Source organism: Streptomyces sp. NPDC027962, assembly GCF_055566095.1.
The window spans coordinates 114,796-129,675 of sequence record NZ_JBVHTA010000005.1 but is presented as its reverse complement, the minus strand read 5'-3'; the positions used below and the strand labels follow the sequence as shown (position 1 = coordinate 129,675).

Below are 14,880 nucleotides of genomic sequence, written 5' to 3'. Positions count from 1 at the left end.
GATCACGACAAGTCCGCCGGGCGTCTTTCCCGTGGGGGGTTGGGCCGCCCGGCGGACCTTTGGCACGTGTCTTTTCGGAATGCCCGTTTTCTGGCCCTCCCTGCGGTCGACAATAGGGGCATGAGTGAGCAGGGGGAGACGCCCAACAGGCCTACCACCGAGGACGAGTGGTGGAACCGGCTGTACGACGACTCCGCTCCGGACACGGGCCGCCCGGCCACGTCGTCCGCCGACACGCTCGACGACCGCTTCGACTCGGCATCCGACACGGTGACCGCCCGCCCCCACAACTGGTGGGACTCGCCGCCGTCTCCGCCCGCGGGCGGAGACGGCGCGCGGCGGTCTGCGTCCGCCCCACCAGCGCGGCCGACGGCCGAACCGGCGGGCCGGGTGCAGGTACCCCCGCCTCCGTCGGCCGGCCCGGTCCGCCCTGGGGGCGTGGCCGGTGGTGATGGCCCCGCGGCCTCGTCGTCGGGGGACGAGGTTTCGCACGGCGTGGGCGGGCGGCCGGCGTCGCCGCCTCCGCCCGTCATCCCCGCCGGGCCCCGGCCTCCGTCGGCCGACGCCGGCCCTGTGGGCGCGGCCGAGGGTGACGGCCGCACGGCCTCGCCGTCAGCGGCCGATGTTTCGCGCGGCCGGGGCGAGCCAGCCGCACCACCGCCCCCGTGGGCCGGACCGGCTGAGCCACCGCCCCCGTCGGCCGGCCCCGCGCGCCCCGCGGGCGGGGCACCCGGTGCCGACGTGGAGTCGCCCCCGAAGGGCGAGGGGCGAGATCCGCGCTCGGAGGCTTCCTCCGGCCGGGACGGTTCCGCGGCTTCACCGGGCGGGTCCCTGCCCGCGGGCAACGACCGCCCCGGTGGCGGCGTCCCGCCCGTTCCCGCGGCGGACACGGCGCCACCGGGTGATGCGTCCGATTCGGGGGCGCAGTCGGTGCCGCCCGGCGCGAGCCCCCCGGGGCCCGGCAGGGCGCAGCAGGGCGACGGTGGCCGTGGGCCCGGTGGGCGGGTGGTCGTGCCTGCGCAGACGCCGAGGGCCGGGGTGGTCGGGGGCGGGCGGCCGACGTATGACGCCGAGCCGACCGCGCTGCCCGCCGCCGAGGCGCACGCACTCGACGAGCTCGTCGCCGACACCGTGCTGGACGGCGCCCGGTACGGCACGTACACGCTGCGGGCCGCCTCCGTGCGGGGCGATTCGGCCCGCTTCCGGGGAGAGCCGCGCCGCGATGCGCTGCTCACGGCGCGGTTCGGCGCCGGCCCCGCCGCGCTCGTGCTCGTCGCCGTGGCCAGCGGGGTCCGCGGTGCCGACACCGCGCATCTCGCCGCCGGCGACGCCTGCCGTTGGATCGGCGGGGCCGTCGGCCGCAGCCACGCCCGACTCTCGGAGGACATAAGGGCGGGCCGCCGCGGCGATCTCAAGTCGGGGCTGCACCGGCTCACGGACCGTAGTTTCGGGAGGCTTCGAGGCCGCGCCGCCGAGCTCGGGCTCGAGCCGGAGCAGTACACGGCCGGCCTGCGCTGCCTTCTGCTGTCCGCCGACCCGACGTGCCGCACACGCGTCTTCTTCGGCGTCGGCGGTGGTGGGCTGCTCCGGCTGCGCGACGGGGCCTGGCAGGACCTCGAGCCGGTCGTCCCGGACAGCGCCGACGTCACCGGCGCGCCCGTCGTCGGGTTCGGTTCGGCCGTGCCCGAGGCGGGCCCGGACGGAGACCGGCTCACCATGGATCTGGGCATCCCCACACCGCCCGCGCCGTATGTCGAGGCGCCGTCGCCCCCGCCCGCCGAGCCGTTCCGCTTCCGTGCCTCTGTCGCCCGCCCCGGCGACACGCTTCTGCTGTGCAGCAGCGGTCTCGCGGAGCCGGTGCGCGGGGAACCGGCGCTCGCGAAGGAACTGGCCGAGCGCTGGAGCAGGCCGGACGCCCCGGGAATGGCCGAGTTCCTCGCCGACATCCAGCTCCGGGTGAAGGGGTACGCCGACGACCGTACGGCGGTGGCCGTCTGGGAGGCGTAACCGCGCAGGCGTGAGCGGCCAGGCCATGGGTTGATGGACTGATGGATCTCGAGGCGAGGTCCTTACAGGTCCGGAGATCCGTCGAGAAGGGCACGCATCCCATGGCCAAGCAGAACGTGGCGGGGCAGTTCGTCGACATCCTCGTCCGTGCCGGTGTGCAGCGGCTCTACGGCGTCGTCGGCGACAGTCTCAACCCCCGTGGTCGACGCCGTACGCCGCAACTCCGCCATCGACTGGATCCAGGTCAGGCACGAGGAGGTCGCGGCGTTCGCCGCCGGTGCCGAGGCCCAGATCAGCGGGAAGCTGGCCGCCTGTGCCGGTTCCTGCGGCCCGGGCAATCTGCACCTCATCAACGGCCTGTACGACGCCCACCGCTCCATGGCGCCTGTCCTCGCGCTCGCCTCGCACATCCCCTCCAGCGAGATCGGCCTCGGATATTTTCAGGAGACCCACCCGGACCAGCTGTTTCGCGAGTGCAGCCATTACAGCGAGCTGATCTCCAGCCCCCAGCAGATGCCCCGCCTGCTCCAGACGGCGATCCAGCACGCGATCGGACGCGGCGGTGTGAGCGTGGTGTCGCTGCCGGGCGACCTCGCGGACCGCCCCGCGCCCGAGAAGACGATCGAGCACGCTCTGGTCACCACCCGCCCCACCGTCCGGCCCGGCGACGCGGAGATCGACAAACTCGTCCGCATGATCGACGAGGCCGACCGGGTCACGCTCTTCTGCGGCAGCGGCACGGCAGGCGCGCACGCCGAGGTCATGCAGTTCGCGGAGCGCATCAAGTCCCCCGTCGGGCATGCGCTCCGCGGCAAGGAGTGGATCCAGTACGACAATCCGTACGACGTCGGTATGAGTGGCCTGCTCGGCTACGGCGCCGCGTACGAGGCGACCCACGAGTGCGATCTGCTGCTCCTTCTCGGCACGGACTTCCCTTACAACGCCTTCCTTCCCGACGACGTCAAGATCGCCCAGGTCGACGTCCGGCCCGAGCACCTGGGCCGCCGCTCCAAGCTGGACCTCGCCGTGTGGGGCGATGTGCGCGAGACGCTGCGCTGCCTGATCCCGCGGGTGCGGGCCAAGACGGACCGCCGCTTCCTCGACAAGATGCTGAAGAAGCACGCGGACGCCCTCGAAGGGGTCGTCAAGGCGTACACCCGCAAGGTCGACAAACACGTCCCGATCCACCCCGAGTACGTCGCCGCCGTCCTCGACGAACTGGCCGACGACGATGCTGTGTTCACCGTCGACACCGGCATGTGCAACGTCTGGGCGGCCCGCTACATCTCGCCCAATGGCCGGCGCCGCATCATCGGCTCGTTCAGCCACGGCTCGATGGCGAACGCCCTGCCGCAGGCGATCGGCGCGCAGTTCATCGACCGCGGCCGCCAGGTCGTCTCGATGTCCGGCGACGGCGGATTCACCATGCTGATGGGCGACTTCCTGACCCTGGTCCAGTACGACCTGCCGGTGAAGATCGTGCTGTTCAACAACTCCTCGCTGTCCATGGTGGAGCTGGAGATGCTCGTCGCGGGACTGCCGTCGTTCGGCACGGACTACCGCAACCCGGACTTCGCGGCCGTCGCCCGCGCCGCGGGAGCCTACGGAGTACGGGTGGAGAAGCCGAAGCAGCTCGCAGGAGCGCTCAAGGACGCCTTCAGGCACAAGGGACCCGCGCTCGTCGACATCGTCACCGACCCTAACGCCCTGTCCATCCCGCCGAAGATCAGTGCCGAGATGGTGACCGGCTTCGCGCTTTCGGCCAGCAAGATTGTGCTGGACGGCGGCGTCGGCAGGATGGTCCAGATGGCCCGCTCGAATCTGCGGAACGTGCCACGGCCCTGACATCCGCGTTCCTTCCGGCACCTGACGAAATCCGCATGAGTGGTGCTCCGCGCATGGGGCATGCATCCGGTGACCGTTACGAAGCCGTAGCTCGTTTTGATGTGGGTGGGGGATGATGACAGGACGTCACGGGGGCGCGGGAGTCCGAGGCCGGCTGCATCGCAGACTCGGCAGCGGTGATCTCACGGCCGTGCCCGAAGTGCGGCACGCTTTACGCGACCTGCTCGGCAAGTGGCCGGACCCCCAAGAGGGCGGCACCGTGGACGCGGCCGACGTGGCCGAGCTCCTCGCGAGCGAGCTGGTGACCAACGCCCTCATACACACCGATCAGGGAGCGGTCGTCACCGCCATCGTCGAGGACTCGCGGCTCCATGTGGAGGTCCAGGACTTCATGGCGGGACTGCCCGTGTCGGACGTACCACGGGCCGATCTCGGTACGAGCGGCCGGGGACTGGTGCTCGTGGAGAGCCTTGCGGACGCATGGGGGGTGCGCAGCGCGCAGGGGGTGGGCAAAGTCGTCTGGTTCGAGTTGCACGCGGGGGCGGCCTGAGCCGACGGGCCCGGCCGCCCCCGCAGTGTGCAGTCCCCTTCTCGTCACGCCGGTCGCCCTGATCACGGCAGCCGTCCGGGTGAGGGCCCTCATCAGCCGAACTGCTGCTCGAGATCCTTGAGTTTCTGCTCCAGGGAGTCGAGACGCGGCAGGGTCTGTGTGTCGTCCTCCGCCGTCAGGTCGACCGTGATCGGTTCGGCGCCGGCCGACCGCACGGCCTGCAGGGAGGGCCGGGGCCGCACGGGCAGTTGTCCCGGCTCGGCTATGGCAGGCTCCACGACGGTTGGGGAGCCCCCCTGCTGGGAGGTGCCTGCCGCCGGGCCGAGGGCCGGGAGCTGAGTGCCCCGGCCCGCCCGTCCCAGGCCCCACGCACGGTGCTGCCGGTTGAGTGCCCTGATCCGGGCGCGTTCCAGCTTCTCGCGGTCCCGTCGGCGCATCCGGTTCTGCTGCTTCTGCCGTCGGTCCTCACGCACCTCGTCGACCGCCTCGTCCAGGCTCCGTACGCCCTCGAGGAGCATCAGCGACCAGGCGGCGAAGGTCTCCCTGGGGGCCCTCAGCCACCGCACGATCCGGATCTGCGGCAGCGGACGCGGCACCAGGCCCTGTTCGCGCAGCGCCGCGCGGCGGGTCTGCTTCAGCGCCCGGTCGAAAAGTACCGCGGCGGACAGGGACATGCCCGCGAAGAAGTGGGGAGCGCCGTCGTGGCCGAACCCCCGCGGGGCGTGTACCCAGTTGAACCAGGCGGCCGCCCCGGCGAAGGTCCACACCAGGAGCCTGGAGCCGAGGGCGGCGTCGCCGTGGCTGGCTTCCCGCACGGCGAGGACGGAGCAGAACATGGCCGCGCCGTCGAGCCCGAACGGGACCAGGTACTCCCAGCCGCCCGACAGGCTGAGATTCTGCCTGCCGAAGCCCACCAGGCCGTGGAACGAGAGCGCGGCTGCCACGGCGGCGCAGCAGAAGAGGAGTACGTAGGAAGCGGTCCCGTAGACCGCCTCCTTGCGTCTGCGCCGGTCCTCGCTGCGTTCCCACGAGTCGTCGGCCGCGGCCTTGTCATCGGCGCGCTTGCCGCGCGCGAGCACCGCCACCGCCGCCAGGACTCCCAGGATCATCACGGTGCCCGGAAGCAGCCAGTCCAGCGATATGTCGGTCAGTCTCATGTGCGGTGTCCCTTGCATCGCGGTAGGGCGTTTCGGCCGCCATCCTGGCCGAAGGTGGGGGACACCCAGGGGTTTTCGGCGCAAGTGAACGCCAACGGGCCCGTCAGGCATGCGAATAGGTGTGATCTGCTCGAACTACCGCTGGAAACGACCGGGTTGTGTTCGAATCAACGTCACTCGAAAGGGTGGCGTGGAATCAGGCGGTCTGTTGAAGGCGCGCCACTCGGTCGGCGTCGCAGGTGCGCGGGCAGGTGACACACGTGTCCTCGGGCCGCAGCGTGTAGAACAGGCAGCAGCTCGCCCGGTCCCGGGTCGGCAGCCGCTCGCCGTTCGGGGCGGTCAGCTCGCGGAATCCGGCGTTGCCCACATACGGCTTCGCCGTGCCCGGCAGCAGCTGCTCCAGCTCCGCGACCGCGCGCGGCTCCTCGCCGAGCAGATGTGCGATGTACCACAGGCCCTCGACGATCTCGTCGGTCGCCATTCCCCACAGGGCCCGCTTTCCACGCCGCATCCTGGGACCGAAGCCGTCCAGGACCGGCCCGAGGTGCTCGGCGACCGCGGCGCGCACCTCCGCGCGCAGCGCCTCCTCGTCCGCTACGACGCGGGCGCCGGGCAGCTCGGCGGCCGGGTCGCCGGGCAGGCAGGCGAAATCCCGGACCCGTACGGTCATGTGCCCCAGTGCACGCTGGAAGGCGACCTCCTCGACGCGGACACGCGGCACCCTGCGGTCCAGGAACCAGGGGACGGTGATCAGCAGGCAGGCGGGCCAGGCGTAGCGGTGCAGTCCGAAGCTGGCGACGACGTCGGGGCGGGCCTGCTGTCCGTAGTCCCGCAGCACCTGCGCGTTGTCCCAGGCGAGGAAGGAGTCGAGTGCCGCCCCGCCCGCCGCGAGGTCGGCCGCCCCGACCCAGCCTGCGCCGGACGGCGCGGGAGCGTCGTCCGCCAGTTCCTTCACGCGCAGGCCGGGGAAGACCTCGGCGAGGCGCAGGTAGGCGCCGGCCACCGGTGAGGTGAGGCGGGGCAGCAGTGCAGGAACGGTCATGCCGGGGACCACCGAATCGCGATCGTTAGCAGGTTAGCCTTACCTTACCCGATCGCTGCGATGTTTGAACTGCGGCCCAGGCCGCCTATCGTGCACTCAAGGGGTCCGCACCTGCGAGCCGGGCCCGCGCTGATTGCCGGAGGAGGACCCGAGTGGAGCAGGCCAGAGCGCGTGACCTCGCCCTCCCGCAGTCGTACGAGTCCGTCCGCATACCCGCCCAGGGGCGACCGGGTCGCCTCCCCGCGGAACAGGCCGGCGGCGAGCACACCCGCCAGGCCCGCGGCGAGCACACCCACAGCGAGCCCGCGGCCCCGCGTCCGGTCCAGCGGCACTCCGTCCGCGGCCAGATCCTCGACGCCCTGCGCACCGCCCTCGTCGACGGCGACCTGGTATCCGGCGAGGTCTACTCGGCGCCCGCTCTTGGGGAGCGCTACGGCGTCTCCGCCACTCCCGTGCGCGAGGCGATGCAGCAGCTGGTGACGGAGGGGGCCGTCGAGGTCGTGCCCAACCGCGGCTTCCGCGTCGCCCGGCGCAGCGCCCGCGAACTCGCCGAACTGGCGGAGGTCCGCGCCCTGATCGAGGTACCGGTCATGCTCCGGCTCGCCCGCACCGTGCCCGCCGCGCACTGGTGCGCCCTGCGGCCGCTGGCCGAGGCGACGGTCGCGGCGGCCGCGACCGGCGACCGCGCGAGCTACGCGGACTCGGACCGCGCCTTCCACCGTGCGGTCCTCGCCCTCGCGGGCAACGAGCAGCTGCTGATCGTCGCGGACGACCTCCACCGCCGCTCCCAGTGGCCCCTCACCACCGCCCCCGCCCCCCGCCGGGCCGACCTGATCGCGGACGCCGCGGAGCACATGGCCCTGCTGGAGGCCCTGGTCGCCCAGGACCTGACGGTGGTTCAGTCGCTGGTGCGCGAGCACTTCACGGGCTCGGACGCCTGAGCCACCGACGAGTCTGACGGGGGCGCGGACGTGCGCGGCACGGTATGGGCGGTGGCGAACCAGCTGGGCGTCGTGGCGGGCACGCCGGCCGAGCTGCTGTCGGCCCTGCTGTCGGGCGCGCCGCGCACCGTACGGCTGCGGCCGGTGCAGCAGGACCGGGACGAGATCGCCGAACTGGCCCGTGTGCTGCGGGAGTTCGGGCACCTGCGCGTGGTCGTGGAGCCCGCCGCCGCGGCCGCGCCGGAGCGCGGACGGCCGGTCGACCTGACCGACCCGGAGGCGGTCTGTTCGGCCGACCCCGTACGGGTCACCTCGGCGTACGACACCGCGGACGAGGACCACGGGGGCCTGCGCACCGCCTGGCTGCGGGCGGGCCAGTCGCTGATCCGTGAGCAGCCCCCCGCCGGGCGTGCCCTGGTCCTGCTGGCCGCCCTGCCCACCGAAGCGGCAGCGCACGTGCGCCGGGCGCTGGCCCGGCTGTCGGAAGGGGCGCCCTGGAGCATGGAATGGTCCCGGCCCGGTCCGGTGGCCGCCCTGACCGTCTCGGCGGGCCGCCTTGTGGCGGCGGACCCCACCGGCAGCCTGCGCACCCGCGCCGACGACGCCCGGCACCGGTCGACGGCCTCACGCGTCAAGGCGGTCGCGGCACTCGACGACACCTTGCTGCTCCTGGACGAACGCGGCCGTCTCCACCGGCACGGCGGTACCCGGACGCCGCTGACGAAGGCCGTGGCGGCCACTCTCGCGAGCCACCCCGGCACGGCACTCGCCGCGGCGGCGGACACCGTGCTGGTCGGCGATCGCATGGGCTCGGTCCACGCCTTCACTCTCGCGGGCGTTCACCAGGCGGCTCTGCACTCCGGCCGCGTCACCGCCCTTGCCGCGACCGCGTCGCCCGTCCTCTCCGTCCACAGCGGGGGCGCGGACGGCACGGTCCAGACCTGGATGCCGGGAACACCCAGGCGCCGCCCGCCCGTGACGGAGCGGCCGTACCCGGTCGTCGCCCTGCACTGCGCGCGGACACCGGCAGGACACGCCCTCGCGGTCGGCTGGGCGGACGGTCTGGCGGAGCTGCGCCGCCTCGGCACGCGGGAGGTGCTCGCCTTCCGGCCGGGGCCCGCGGTCCGCGCGGTCGCCGTCACCCCGGACGGCGCGCTCGCCGTCGGCACCGACGACATGCTGACCGTTCTGCGGCCACGATGAGCCGCGGACGGTCGGAGGGCCTGCCCGGCCCCCAACTGGGCTGTCGCAGCCCTGCACTAGGGTGTTCGTTCGTTCACATGTCCGAGAGGTGGGGGACCGACATGACCGCGGGATCACCGGAGTCGTCCATACCCGACGAGGAGTGGGAGAGATTCCAGCTCGACAGCGAGGGCCCGGCCAGGCTGGCGGCTCCCAAGGAGCCGTCCGCGCGGGCGCGGATGGTCACCGAGCGGCTGCGGCGTGCCGATGAGGAGGCCGCCAGGCAGCAGGGGCGCGCCCGTCGGTGGGCGCGCAGGGGCAAACCCGTGCAGGCCGAGCCCGACGGGTGGCGCGCATGGCCGGACCGCCGGGCGCCCAAGCCGCGCAGCAGGGCCCGCGGGTTTCTCTGGGTGGGGGTGGTCATCGTGTTGGTGCTGCTCGCGATGAACCCCGAGCGGTTCTTCTCCTGGCCGGCCTGATCAGTCCGCGGGCGGCGGCTCCAGGCCCGACAGCAGCGAGGCGATGTCCAGACCGGTCAGCAGATACTGCTCGAACGCCGCATTGTGCAGAGCCCACGAGGAGCGCCGCAACCTGACCCGGTCGATGGCGCTTTCGGCATCGTGACCCAGCTCGATCAGCGTCTGAGCAGCCACCAGGCCCGCGCGGTTGTACCCCGAATAGCAGCGCACCAGCACCCTGCGCCGTGCCCGTACGGCATCGGCGGCCGTCACCGCCACACGGCGGACACGGTCGATCTGCTGCGCGGTCAGCCAGTCGTCGGGGATGGGCACGACATGGTGCTCGACACCCTCCGCGGGGCCGTGGCCCTCGCGGGTGTAGAGGCTGATCACCACGTCGAACTCGTCGGCCACCACCACGTCGCGGTGCCGGTGTCCGGCGTCCGACCAGACATGACCGCCCACCCACAGGCCCGTTGTGATCTCGTCCCACCGCGTCCGCGGCTCCGGGACGTCGCCCTCCCTGCGCCGGGTTCTCACTGGCCGGTGGGCTCGGGGAGGGCCGCGGACGGCTGCGGTGGCACGACGGGCGAGAGCTGCGCACCGAGCCACACCGGCACGCCACCGAGCAGCCGGAACAGCCGGCGGGCCTCCGAACGCAGCCTGCCCGCCTCCGGTTCCGGCTCGCAGTCGGCGAGACCGGCCAGCGCCGCCGCGGTGCCCACCAGATAGCCGAGCTCCTCACGGATGCGCAGACACTCGGAGAAGCCCAGTCGGGCCTGCGTCAACTCCCCTTCTCGCAGGTCGAGTCCGGCCAGTTGCTGCCAGGTGAACGACAGCAGCAGCGGATCGCCCTGGGCCGTCGCGCCCGCGTGCGCCCGTTGGTAGGCGGCGCGTGCCGCCTGCGGCGAGTCCGCGATGTGCTCGGCGACCAGGCCGCGCCGGAAGTCCAGCAGGGGACGTCCCGGTGAGGAGGGGGAGAGCAGCGCCGTGGCCCGGCCGAGCGCGGACCTGGCCTCGTCGGCCCGGTCCCGGACTCCGAGCCGCGTGGCGGCGTACGCCAGCCGGCCGCGCTCGCTCGCGGCTCCGCCGCGCTCCTCGTCGTCGCCGGCGACAGCTTCCGCCGTACGCAGGGCGTCCTCGGCCTCCGCCCAGCCGTCGCAGGTGAACAGACAGCGCTCCACGAGTAGTCCGGCCCGTTCCAGCGCGGCCGCGGGGTCCGCAGCATGGGGCGCGAGCAGGGCCGCCGCATCGGTCCAACAGCCGCGCGAACGCAGCCGCCATACCGCGGTCTGGAGTGGATCGTCACCTGCTGTGGTTCCGGAACCAGACATGGCGGTATGCGCCACTTGCCCTCCCCGAGCACGCCATTGAGCTGTTGAGTCAGACGGAATCTCAGCACGGATCGGCACGCTGGGCCAAGAGGTCGAGTGAATCAGTTCACAATCTTTCGGCGGCCGATCGGGTCGCCGTCTGCGCCGTCCTCGGTGCCGAGCAGGGCGAGTTGACCCCCGTAGTTGAGCGGTGTCGACACGTTCACCGCCGTCATCAGGGGGGATGCGCCGGAGACCGCCCCGGCGTCAACCATGTGGATCTCTCCTTGACCCCCACGGGTGACGCCGCGGAGCGCCAACCCCCGGGCGACGCGTCCACCGCGCCAACGCGGGAGCCGGCGCGTCCGAGGGGCGCGGCGCTGCGCGCCCGCCCTCGGGGTGGCACCCGTGGCCGTTTGACAGGTCGCGCTCCGGTGGGAGCCTGGAGGCGCGGGGCGGGGGCGTCGCCCGCAGGGCGAGGGGAGGCAGGCCGGACGGGCCGCGGTGTCACTCACGGGGCGGTGGTCGAGGCGAGGAGCCGTGGATGATGACCAGCGAAACGGCGGGCCGGGTCTGCCGGCATCTCGATCAGGTCCGGGACGTCAGCCCCGACAGTCCCGACAGCTGTCCCGAGTGCGTCGCGCAGGGCGATACGTGGATGCACCTGCGCGAGTGCCAGACCTGTGGCCACATCGGGTGCTGCGACTCCTCGCAGAACAGGCACGCGACCGCGCATCATCACGCCACCGGCCACCCCGTCATCCGGTCCTACGAGCCGGGCGAGAGCTGGTGGTGGTGCTACGCAGACCAGGTCGCCTTCGAGATCGGGGACGCCCCGCCGGCGCGCGCAGGCTGACCCGGCACCGCCGTCAGCTCATCCGCAGCGCCAGGAAGAAGTCCAGCTTGTCCTCCAGGCGCGACAGGTCGCGGCCCGTCAGTTGTTCGATGCGGCCCACCCGGTACCGCAGCGTGTTCACGTGCAGATGCAGGCGCGTCGCGCAGCGCGTCCAGGAGCCGTCGCAGTCCAGGAAGGCCTCCAGCGTGGGGATCAGCTCCGCGCGGTGGCGGCGGTCGTAGTCCCGCAGCGGGTCCAGCAGACGGGCCGTGAACGCCCGGCGGACGTCGTCCGGCACGAACGGCAGCAGCAGCACGTGCGAGGCCAGCTCGTGGTGTCCCGCGGCGCAGACACTGCCCGGGCGGGCCGCGGCCACCCGCCGGGCGTGGCGGGCCTCCTCAAGGGCGCCGCGCAGCCCTTCGGCCGAGTGCACGGCGGCGCTGACGCCGAGCGTGAGGCGCCCGTCGCCGGCGAGGCCCGCCGTGAGCGGGGCGCGTACGGAGGCCAGCAGCGCGTCGGCGTGCAGCCCCGCCTCCGACGAGGGCGCCTCGTCCGCCTCGACGCCGCCGAGGCCCACCGCCGGCAGCGGCACCAGCGCGATCGCCTCCTCGCCGCTGTGGGCGACGGCGATCCGGTCCGCGGAGTCCGGTCCGGCCGCCGACGGGTCGACGAGGATCTCCTCGAGGAGAGACTGGGCCGCGGTCCCCGTCTCGACGGACGCGTCCGCCCCCCAGTCCACCCGGGCCACGACGACCTGCCAGTGCGGCGCGGTGCCGAGGCCGGGCAGCAGTACGGGTGCCGCGACCCGCAGCCGCGCCGCGATCTCCGCGGGGGCCGCGCCCGTCTGAACCAGCTCCAGCACCTCCTGCGCGAGTCGGCGCCGTACCGTGCGGGCCGCCTCGCGCCGGTCCCGTTCGACCGCGATGAGCTGGGTGACGCCCTGCAGCAGGTCGAGCCGGGCGGCCGGCCAGTCCCCGGCGTCGGCCTCCACGGCCAGCAGCCAGTCCGAAAGCACGCTCTCGCGCATGTCGCGGACGGTGGGCGCGGCGCCGCGCCCGTTGTTGCGGATCGGGAAGAGGGAGTACGTCACGCCACCCACGACGACCCGGTACGGTGCCCGCCGCCCGGTGCGCACCGCGGCCAGGTGCTCACCGGCGAGCACCTGGCCCACCTCGGCCACAAGCCCGTCGCCGACGCCCGCGATCTGCCGCCCGGTGGGGGACAGGACCCAGGCGCGCAGGTCGAGATCGGAGCCGAGCAGGTCCAGGACGGCGTCCGGTCCGCCGCCCGCGGGACCCGACGTCATCAGCCGCCTGTGTCTGTCGACGACGGCCGCGAGGTCCCCTGCTCGTTCGCCGGAGACCTGCCGTACGACGTACTCCGTGATGGTCGCGAATGCAACGGACTCGTTCACGGCGAACAAGGGGAGCCGATGGCGCAAACACGCCTGGACCAGATCGTCGGGGATGTCCCCGAGCTCGGCCTCGCCCGCCGCGAGCCCCGCGACCTGAGAGCCCGCCAGGATGCGGACGAACGGCTCGGAGTCCTCCGCGCCGTGCCGCCAGGCGAGACCGGTGAGGACCAGCTCGCCGCCGGACAGGTACCTGCTGGGGTCGCGCAGGTCCGTGGTCATCACGCCGCGCACCCCGCGGTCGAGCTCGTCCTCGCCGCCGAGCAGCCGCAGCCCCAGCGCATCGTTCTCCAGCAGTGCGCGCAGCCGCATCTCGTCGCCGCCGATCTGTCTCGTTGTTGCCGGTCGTGGCCAGAGATCTCTGGCCTGCATTTCCAGGGGGAAACGGCGAGGTTGCTGATCTCCGTCTTTCGTTCGAATCTACAAGACGAGGGAGGCGGCCAGCCAACTCCTTCATGGTTTCGGTGACTGCACCGGCCGGATCGCGCCTTGTGTACTGGACCACACCACGTGAACAGCACATGAACGAGGGCACTGAACAAGTCGAGGGCCGGCCGTCCCGGGCCCACTGCGACGAACGACCCCGATTGAGAAGAAGAGAGCCACTCATGGACTTCCTTCGCCCCGCCAGCTGGGAGGAGGCGCTCGCCGCCAAGGCCGAGCACCCCACCGCTGTCCCCATCGCGGGCGGCACCGACGTGATGGTCGAGATCAACTTCGACCACCGCCGGCCGGAGTACCTCCTGGACCTGAACCGCATCGGTGAGCTGACCGAGTGGGAGGTCGGCGGCGAGAGCGTCCGGCTTGGTGCCTCCGTCCCGTACACCGCGATCATGGAGGACCTGCGCGCCGAGCTGCCCGGGCTCGCGCTCGCCTCGCACACCGTCGCCTCCCCGCAGATCCGCAACCGCGGCGGCGTCGGCGGCAACCTCGGCACCGCGTCCCCGGCCGGCGACGCCCACCCGGCGTTGCTCGCCGCGGGCGCCGAGGTCGAGGCCGAGTCGGTGCGCGGCACGAGGATGATCCCCATCGACGAGTTCTACACCGGTGTGAAGCGCAACGCCCTCGCCCCCGACGAGCTCATCCGGGCCGTGCACATCAAGAAGGCGGACGGCCCGCAGCAGTACTCCAAAGTGGGTACCCGCAACGCCATGGTCATCGCCGTGTGCGCGTTCGGTCTGGCCCTCCACCCCGAGACCCGCACCGTGCGCACCGGCATCGGCTCCGCCGCCCCCACCCCGGTGCGGGCGAAGGCCGCGGAGGACTTCCTGAACGCCGCGCTCGAAGAAGGCGGATTCTGGGAGAGCGGGAACATCATCACCCCGTCGATCGCCAAGCAGTTCGCCGAGCTCGCCGCCGGCGCCTGCAACCCGATCGACGACGTGCGCGGCACGGCGAAGTACCGCCGCCACGCGGTCGGCATCATGGCCCGCCGCACGCTGGGCTGGACCTGGGAGCAGTACCGCGGCACCGCCCGCACCCTTGAAGGAGCTGCATAACCATGCGCGTCAATTTCACCGTCAACGGACGCCGGCAGGAAGCGGACGACGTCTGGGAGGGCGAGAGCCTGCTGTACGTCCTGCGGGAGCGCCTGGGCCTGCCCGGCTCCAAGAACGCATGTGAGCAGGGCGAATGCGGTTCCTGCACGGTCAGACTCGACGGCGTCCCCGTCTGTTCCTGCCTGGTTGCCGCGGGTCAGGTCGAGGGGCGGGAGGTGGTGACCGTCGAGGGTCTCGCGGACTTCGCCAAGCAGCGGGAACAGTCCTGTGCCAGTGGCGCCTGCGGCAGCGACAAGGGCACCTCGCTCCAGAACGCCCAGCAGGGGGCACCCCCGGAGGGAGTCTGGGGGAGGTCGGCCAAGGGCACCGACTCGCAGACCGGCGAGGGCACCGAGCTCTCCCCGATCCAGCAGGCGTTCATCGACGCCGGCGCCGTGCAGTGCGGCTTCTGCACCCCGGGCCTGCTGGTCGCCGCCGACGAGATGCTGGAGCGCAACCCGTCCCCGTCGGACGAGGACATCCGCGAGGCCCTGTCCGGCAACCTCTGCCGCTGCACCGGTTACGAGAAGATCCTCGACGCCGTCCGACTCGCGGCCGCCCGTCAGGAACCTCAAGGACATCAGGAAGCGACGGTCTGACC

At 72.7% G+C, this 14,880-nt stretch carries 14 protein-coding genes and 1 pseudogene; 9 read left to right on the top strand and 6 right to left on the bottom strand.

Annotated elements, in window-relative coordinates; genetic code table 11:
- The first annotated feature begins 120 nt into the window (after positions 1 to 120).
- The 3 genes and pseudogenes from ACZ4SA_RS06730 (at position 121) to ACZ4SA_RS06720 (ending at position 4,402) form a co-directional block, all read left to right on the top strand.
- A complete protein-coding gene (locus tag ACZ4SA_RS06730; protein ID WP_468270554.1) occupies positions 121 to 2,007 on the top strand; it encodes a protein phosphatase 2C domain-containing protein in 1,887 nt (628 codons plus the stop codon).
- A gap of 101 nt (positions 2,008 to 2,108) precedes the next feature.
- Positions 2,109 to 3,852 (top strand): annotated as a pseudogene (locus tag ACZ4SA_RS06725) (pyruvate dehydrogenase).
- A gap of 115 nt (positions 3,853 to 3,967) precedes the next feature.
- Complete coding sequence (locus ACZ4SA_RS06720; protein WP_468270813.1) at positions 3,968 to 4,402, top strand: ATP-binding protein; 435 nt, start codon at positions 3,968 to 3,970, stop codon at positions 4,400 to 4,402.
- A 92-nt stretch (positions 4,403 to 4,494) separates the two neighbouring features.
- Here the strand turns inward: ACZ4SA_RS06720 and ACZ4SA_RS06715 are convergent, their stop codons facing one another.
- Together ACZ4SA_RS06715 and ACZ4SA_RS06710 are read right to left on the bottom strand one after the other, a co-directional pair.
- Positions 4,495 to 5,559, bottom strand: a complete 1,065-nt coding sequence (locus tag ACZ4SA_RS06715) for a DUF2637 domain-containing protein (RefSeq protein WP_468270552.1) — start codon at positions 5,557 to 5,559, stop codon at positions 4,495 to 4,497.
- 196 nt (positions 5,560 to 5,755) lie between these two features.
- Positions 5,756 to 6,601, bottom strand: coding sequence for a (2Fe-2S)-binding protein (locus tag ACZ4SA_RS06710; protein ID WP_468270550.1), 846 nt, complete (start codon positions 6,599 to 6,601; stop codon positions 5,756 to 5,758).
- Positions 6,602 to 6,753: 152 nt separating this feature from the next.
- On the opposite strand from ACZ4SA_RS06710, the gene ACZ4SA_RS06705 reads away from it, so the two are divergent.
- The 3 genes from ACZ4SA_RS06705 (at position 6,754) to ACZ4SA_RS06695 (ending at position 9,203) form a co-directional block, all read left to right on the top strand.
- Positions 6,754 to 7,542, top strand: a complete 789-nt coding sequence (locus ACZ4SA_RS06705) for a GntR family transcriptional regulator (RefSeq protein ID WP_468270548.1) — start codon at positions 6,754 to 6,756, stop codon at positions 7,540 to 7,542.
- Between the two features lie 51 nt (positions 7,543 to 7,593).
- The gene (locus tag ACZ4SA_RS06700) at positions 7,594 to 8,745 is read left to right on the top strand and encodes a WD40 repeat domain-containing protein (RefSeq protein ID WP_468270546.1); all 1,152 of its coding nucleotides are present in this window, start codon (positions 7,594 to 7,596) and stop codon (positions 8,743 to 8,745) included.
- A 101-nt stretch (positions 8,746 to 8,846) separates the two neighbouring features.
- Positions 8,847 to 9,203, top strand: a complete 357-nt coding sequence (locus tag ACZ4SA_RS06695; RefSeq protein ID WP_468270544.1) for a hypothetical protein — start codon at positions 8,847 to 8,849, stop codon at positions 9,201 to 9,203.
- Here ACZ4SA_RS06695 and ACZ4SA_RS06690 read toward each other — a convergent pair whose 3' ends face one another.
- From ACZ4SA_RS06690 to ACZ4SA_RS06680, 3 genes are all read right to left on the bottom strand, one after another.
- Complete coding sequence (locus tag ACZ4SA_RS06690) at positions 9,204 to 9,722, bottom strand: protein-tyrosine phosphatase family protein (protein WP_468270542.1); 519 nt, start codon at positions 9,720 to 9,722, stop codon at positions 9,204 to 9,206.
- Entirely contained in the window at positions 9,719 to 10,516 is a 798-nt protein-coding gene (locus ACZ4SA_RS06685; protein WP_468270540.1) for a hypothetical protein, read from the bottom strand. Before ACZ4SA_RS06685 ends, ACZ4SA_RS06690 begins: the two co-directional genes overlap by 4 nt.
- A 101-nt stretch (positions 10,517 to 10,617) precedes the next feature.
- Positions 10,618 to 10,770, bottom strand: coding sequence for a hypothetical protein (locus ACZ4SA_RS06680; RefSeq protein ID WP_468270538.1), 153 nt, complete (start codon positions 10,768 to 10,770; stop codon positions 10,618 to 10,620).
- A 269-nt stretch (positions 10,771 to 11,039) separates the two neighbouring features.
- Between ACZ4SA_RS06680 and ACZ4SA_RS06675 the strand changes: the two genes are divergently transcribed.
- Positions 11,040 to 11,351 carry a UBP-type zinc finger domain-containing protein gene (locus tag ACZ4SA_RS06675; RefSeq protein ID WP_468270536.1) on the top strand — a complete coding sequence of 104 codons (312 nt, stop codon included), beginning with the start codon at positions 11,040 to 11,042 and terminating at the stop codon, positions 11,349 to 11,351.
- Between the two features lie 13 nt (positions 11,352 to 11,364).
- Here the strand turns inward: ACZ4SA_RS06675 and ACZ4SA_RS06670 are convergent, their stop codons facing one another.
- Entirely contained in the window at positions 11,365 to 13,053 is a 1,689-nt protein-coding gene (locus ACZ4SA_RS06670; RefSeq protein WP_468270811.1) for a PucR family transcriptional regulator, read from the bottom strand.
- Positions 13,054 to 13,349: 296 nt separating this feature from the next.
- Between ACZ4SA_RS06670 and ACZ4SA_RS06665 the strand changes: the two genes are divergently transcribed.
- Both ACZ4SA_RS06665 and ACZ4SA_RS06660 read left to right on the top strand, forming a co-directional pair.
- On the top strand, positions 13,350 to 14,240 hold the full coding sequence (locus ACZ4SA_RS06665) for an FAD binding domain-containing protein (protein WP_468270534.1): 891 nt from the start codon (positions 13,350 to 13,352) through the stop codon (positions 14,238 to 14,240).
- A 2-nt stretch (positions 14,241 to 14,242) separates the two neighbouring features.
- Positions 14,243 to 14,878, top strand: a complete 636-nt coding sequence (locus tag ACZ4SA_RS06660) for a (2Fe-2S)-binding protein (RefSeq protein WP_468270532.1) — start codon at positions 14,243 to 14,245, stop codon at positions 14,876 to 14,878.
- Positions 14,879 to 14,880: the final 2 nt, after the last annotated feature.

Coding starts and splice junctions, on each gene's coding strand:
- ACZ4SA_RS06715 (WP_468270552.1), bottom strand. CDS start 5,559: ATGAGACTGACCGACATATCGCTGGACTGGCTGCTTCCGGGCACCGTG.
- ACZ4SA_RS06665 (WP_468270534.1), top strand. CDS start 13,350: ATGGACTTCCTTCGCCCCGCCAGCTGGGAGGAGGCGCTCGCCGCCAAG.
- ACZ4SA_RS06660 (WP_468270532.1), top strand. CDS start 14,243: ATGCGCGTCAATTTCACCGTCAACGGACGCCGGCAGGAAGCGGACGAC.
- ACZ4SA_RS06680 (WP_468270538.1), bottom strand. CDS start 10,770: ATGGTTGACGCCGGGGCGGTCTCCGGCGCATCCCCCCTGATGACGGCG.
- ACZ4SA_RS06720 (WP_468270813.1), top strand. CDS start 3,968: ATGACAGGACGTCACGGGGGCGCGGGAGTCCGAGGCCGGCTGCATCGC.
- ACZ4SA_RS06670 (WP_468270811.1), bottom strand. CDS start 13,053: ATGCGGCTGCGCGCACTGCTGGAGAACGATGCGCTGGGGCTGCGGCTG.
- ACZ4SA_RS06730 (WP_468270554.1), top strand. CDS start 121: ATGAGTGAGCAGGGGGAGACGCCCAACAGGCCTACCACCGAGGACGAG.
- ACZ4SA_RS06695 (WP_468270544.1), top strand. CDS start 8,847: ATGACCGCGGGATCACCGGAGTCGTCCATACCCGACGAGGAGTGGGAG.
- ACZ4SA_RS06675 (WP_468270536.1), top strand. CDS start 11,040: ATGATGACCAGCGAAACGGCGGGCCGGGTCTGCCGGCATCTCGATCAG.
- ACZ4SA_RS06710 (WP_468270550.1), bottom strand. CDS start 6,601: ATGACCGTTCCTGCACTGCTGCCCCGCCTCACCTCACCGGTGGCCGGC.
- ACZ4SA_RS06685 (WP_468270540.1), bottom strand. CDS start 10,516: ATGTCTGGTTCCGGAACCACAGCAGGTGACGATCCACTCCAGACCGCG.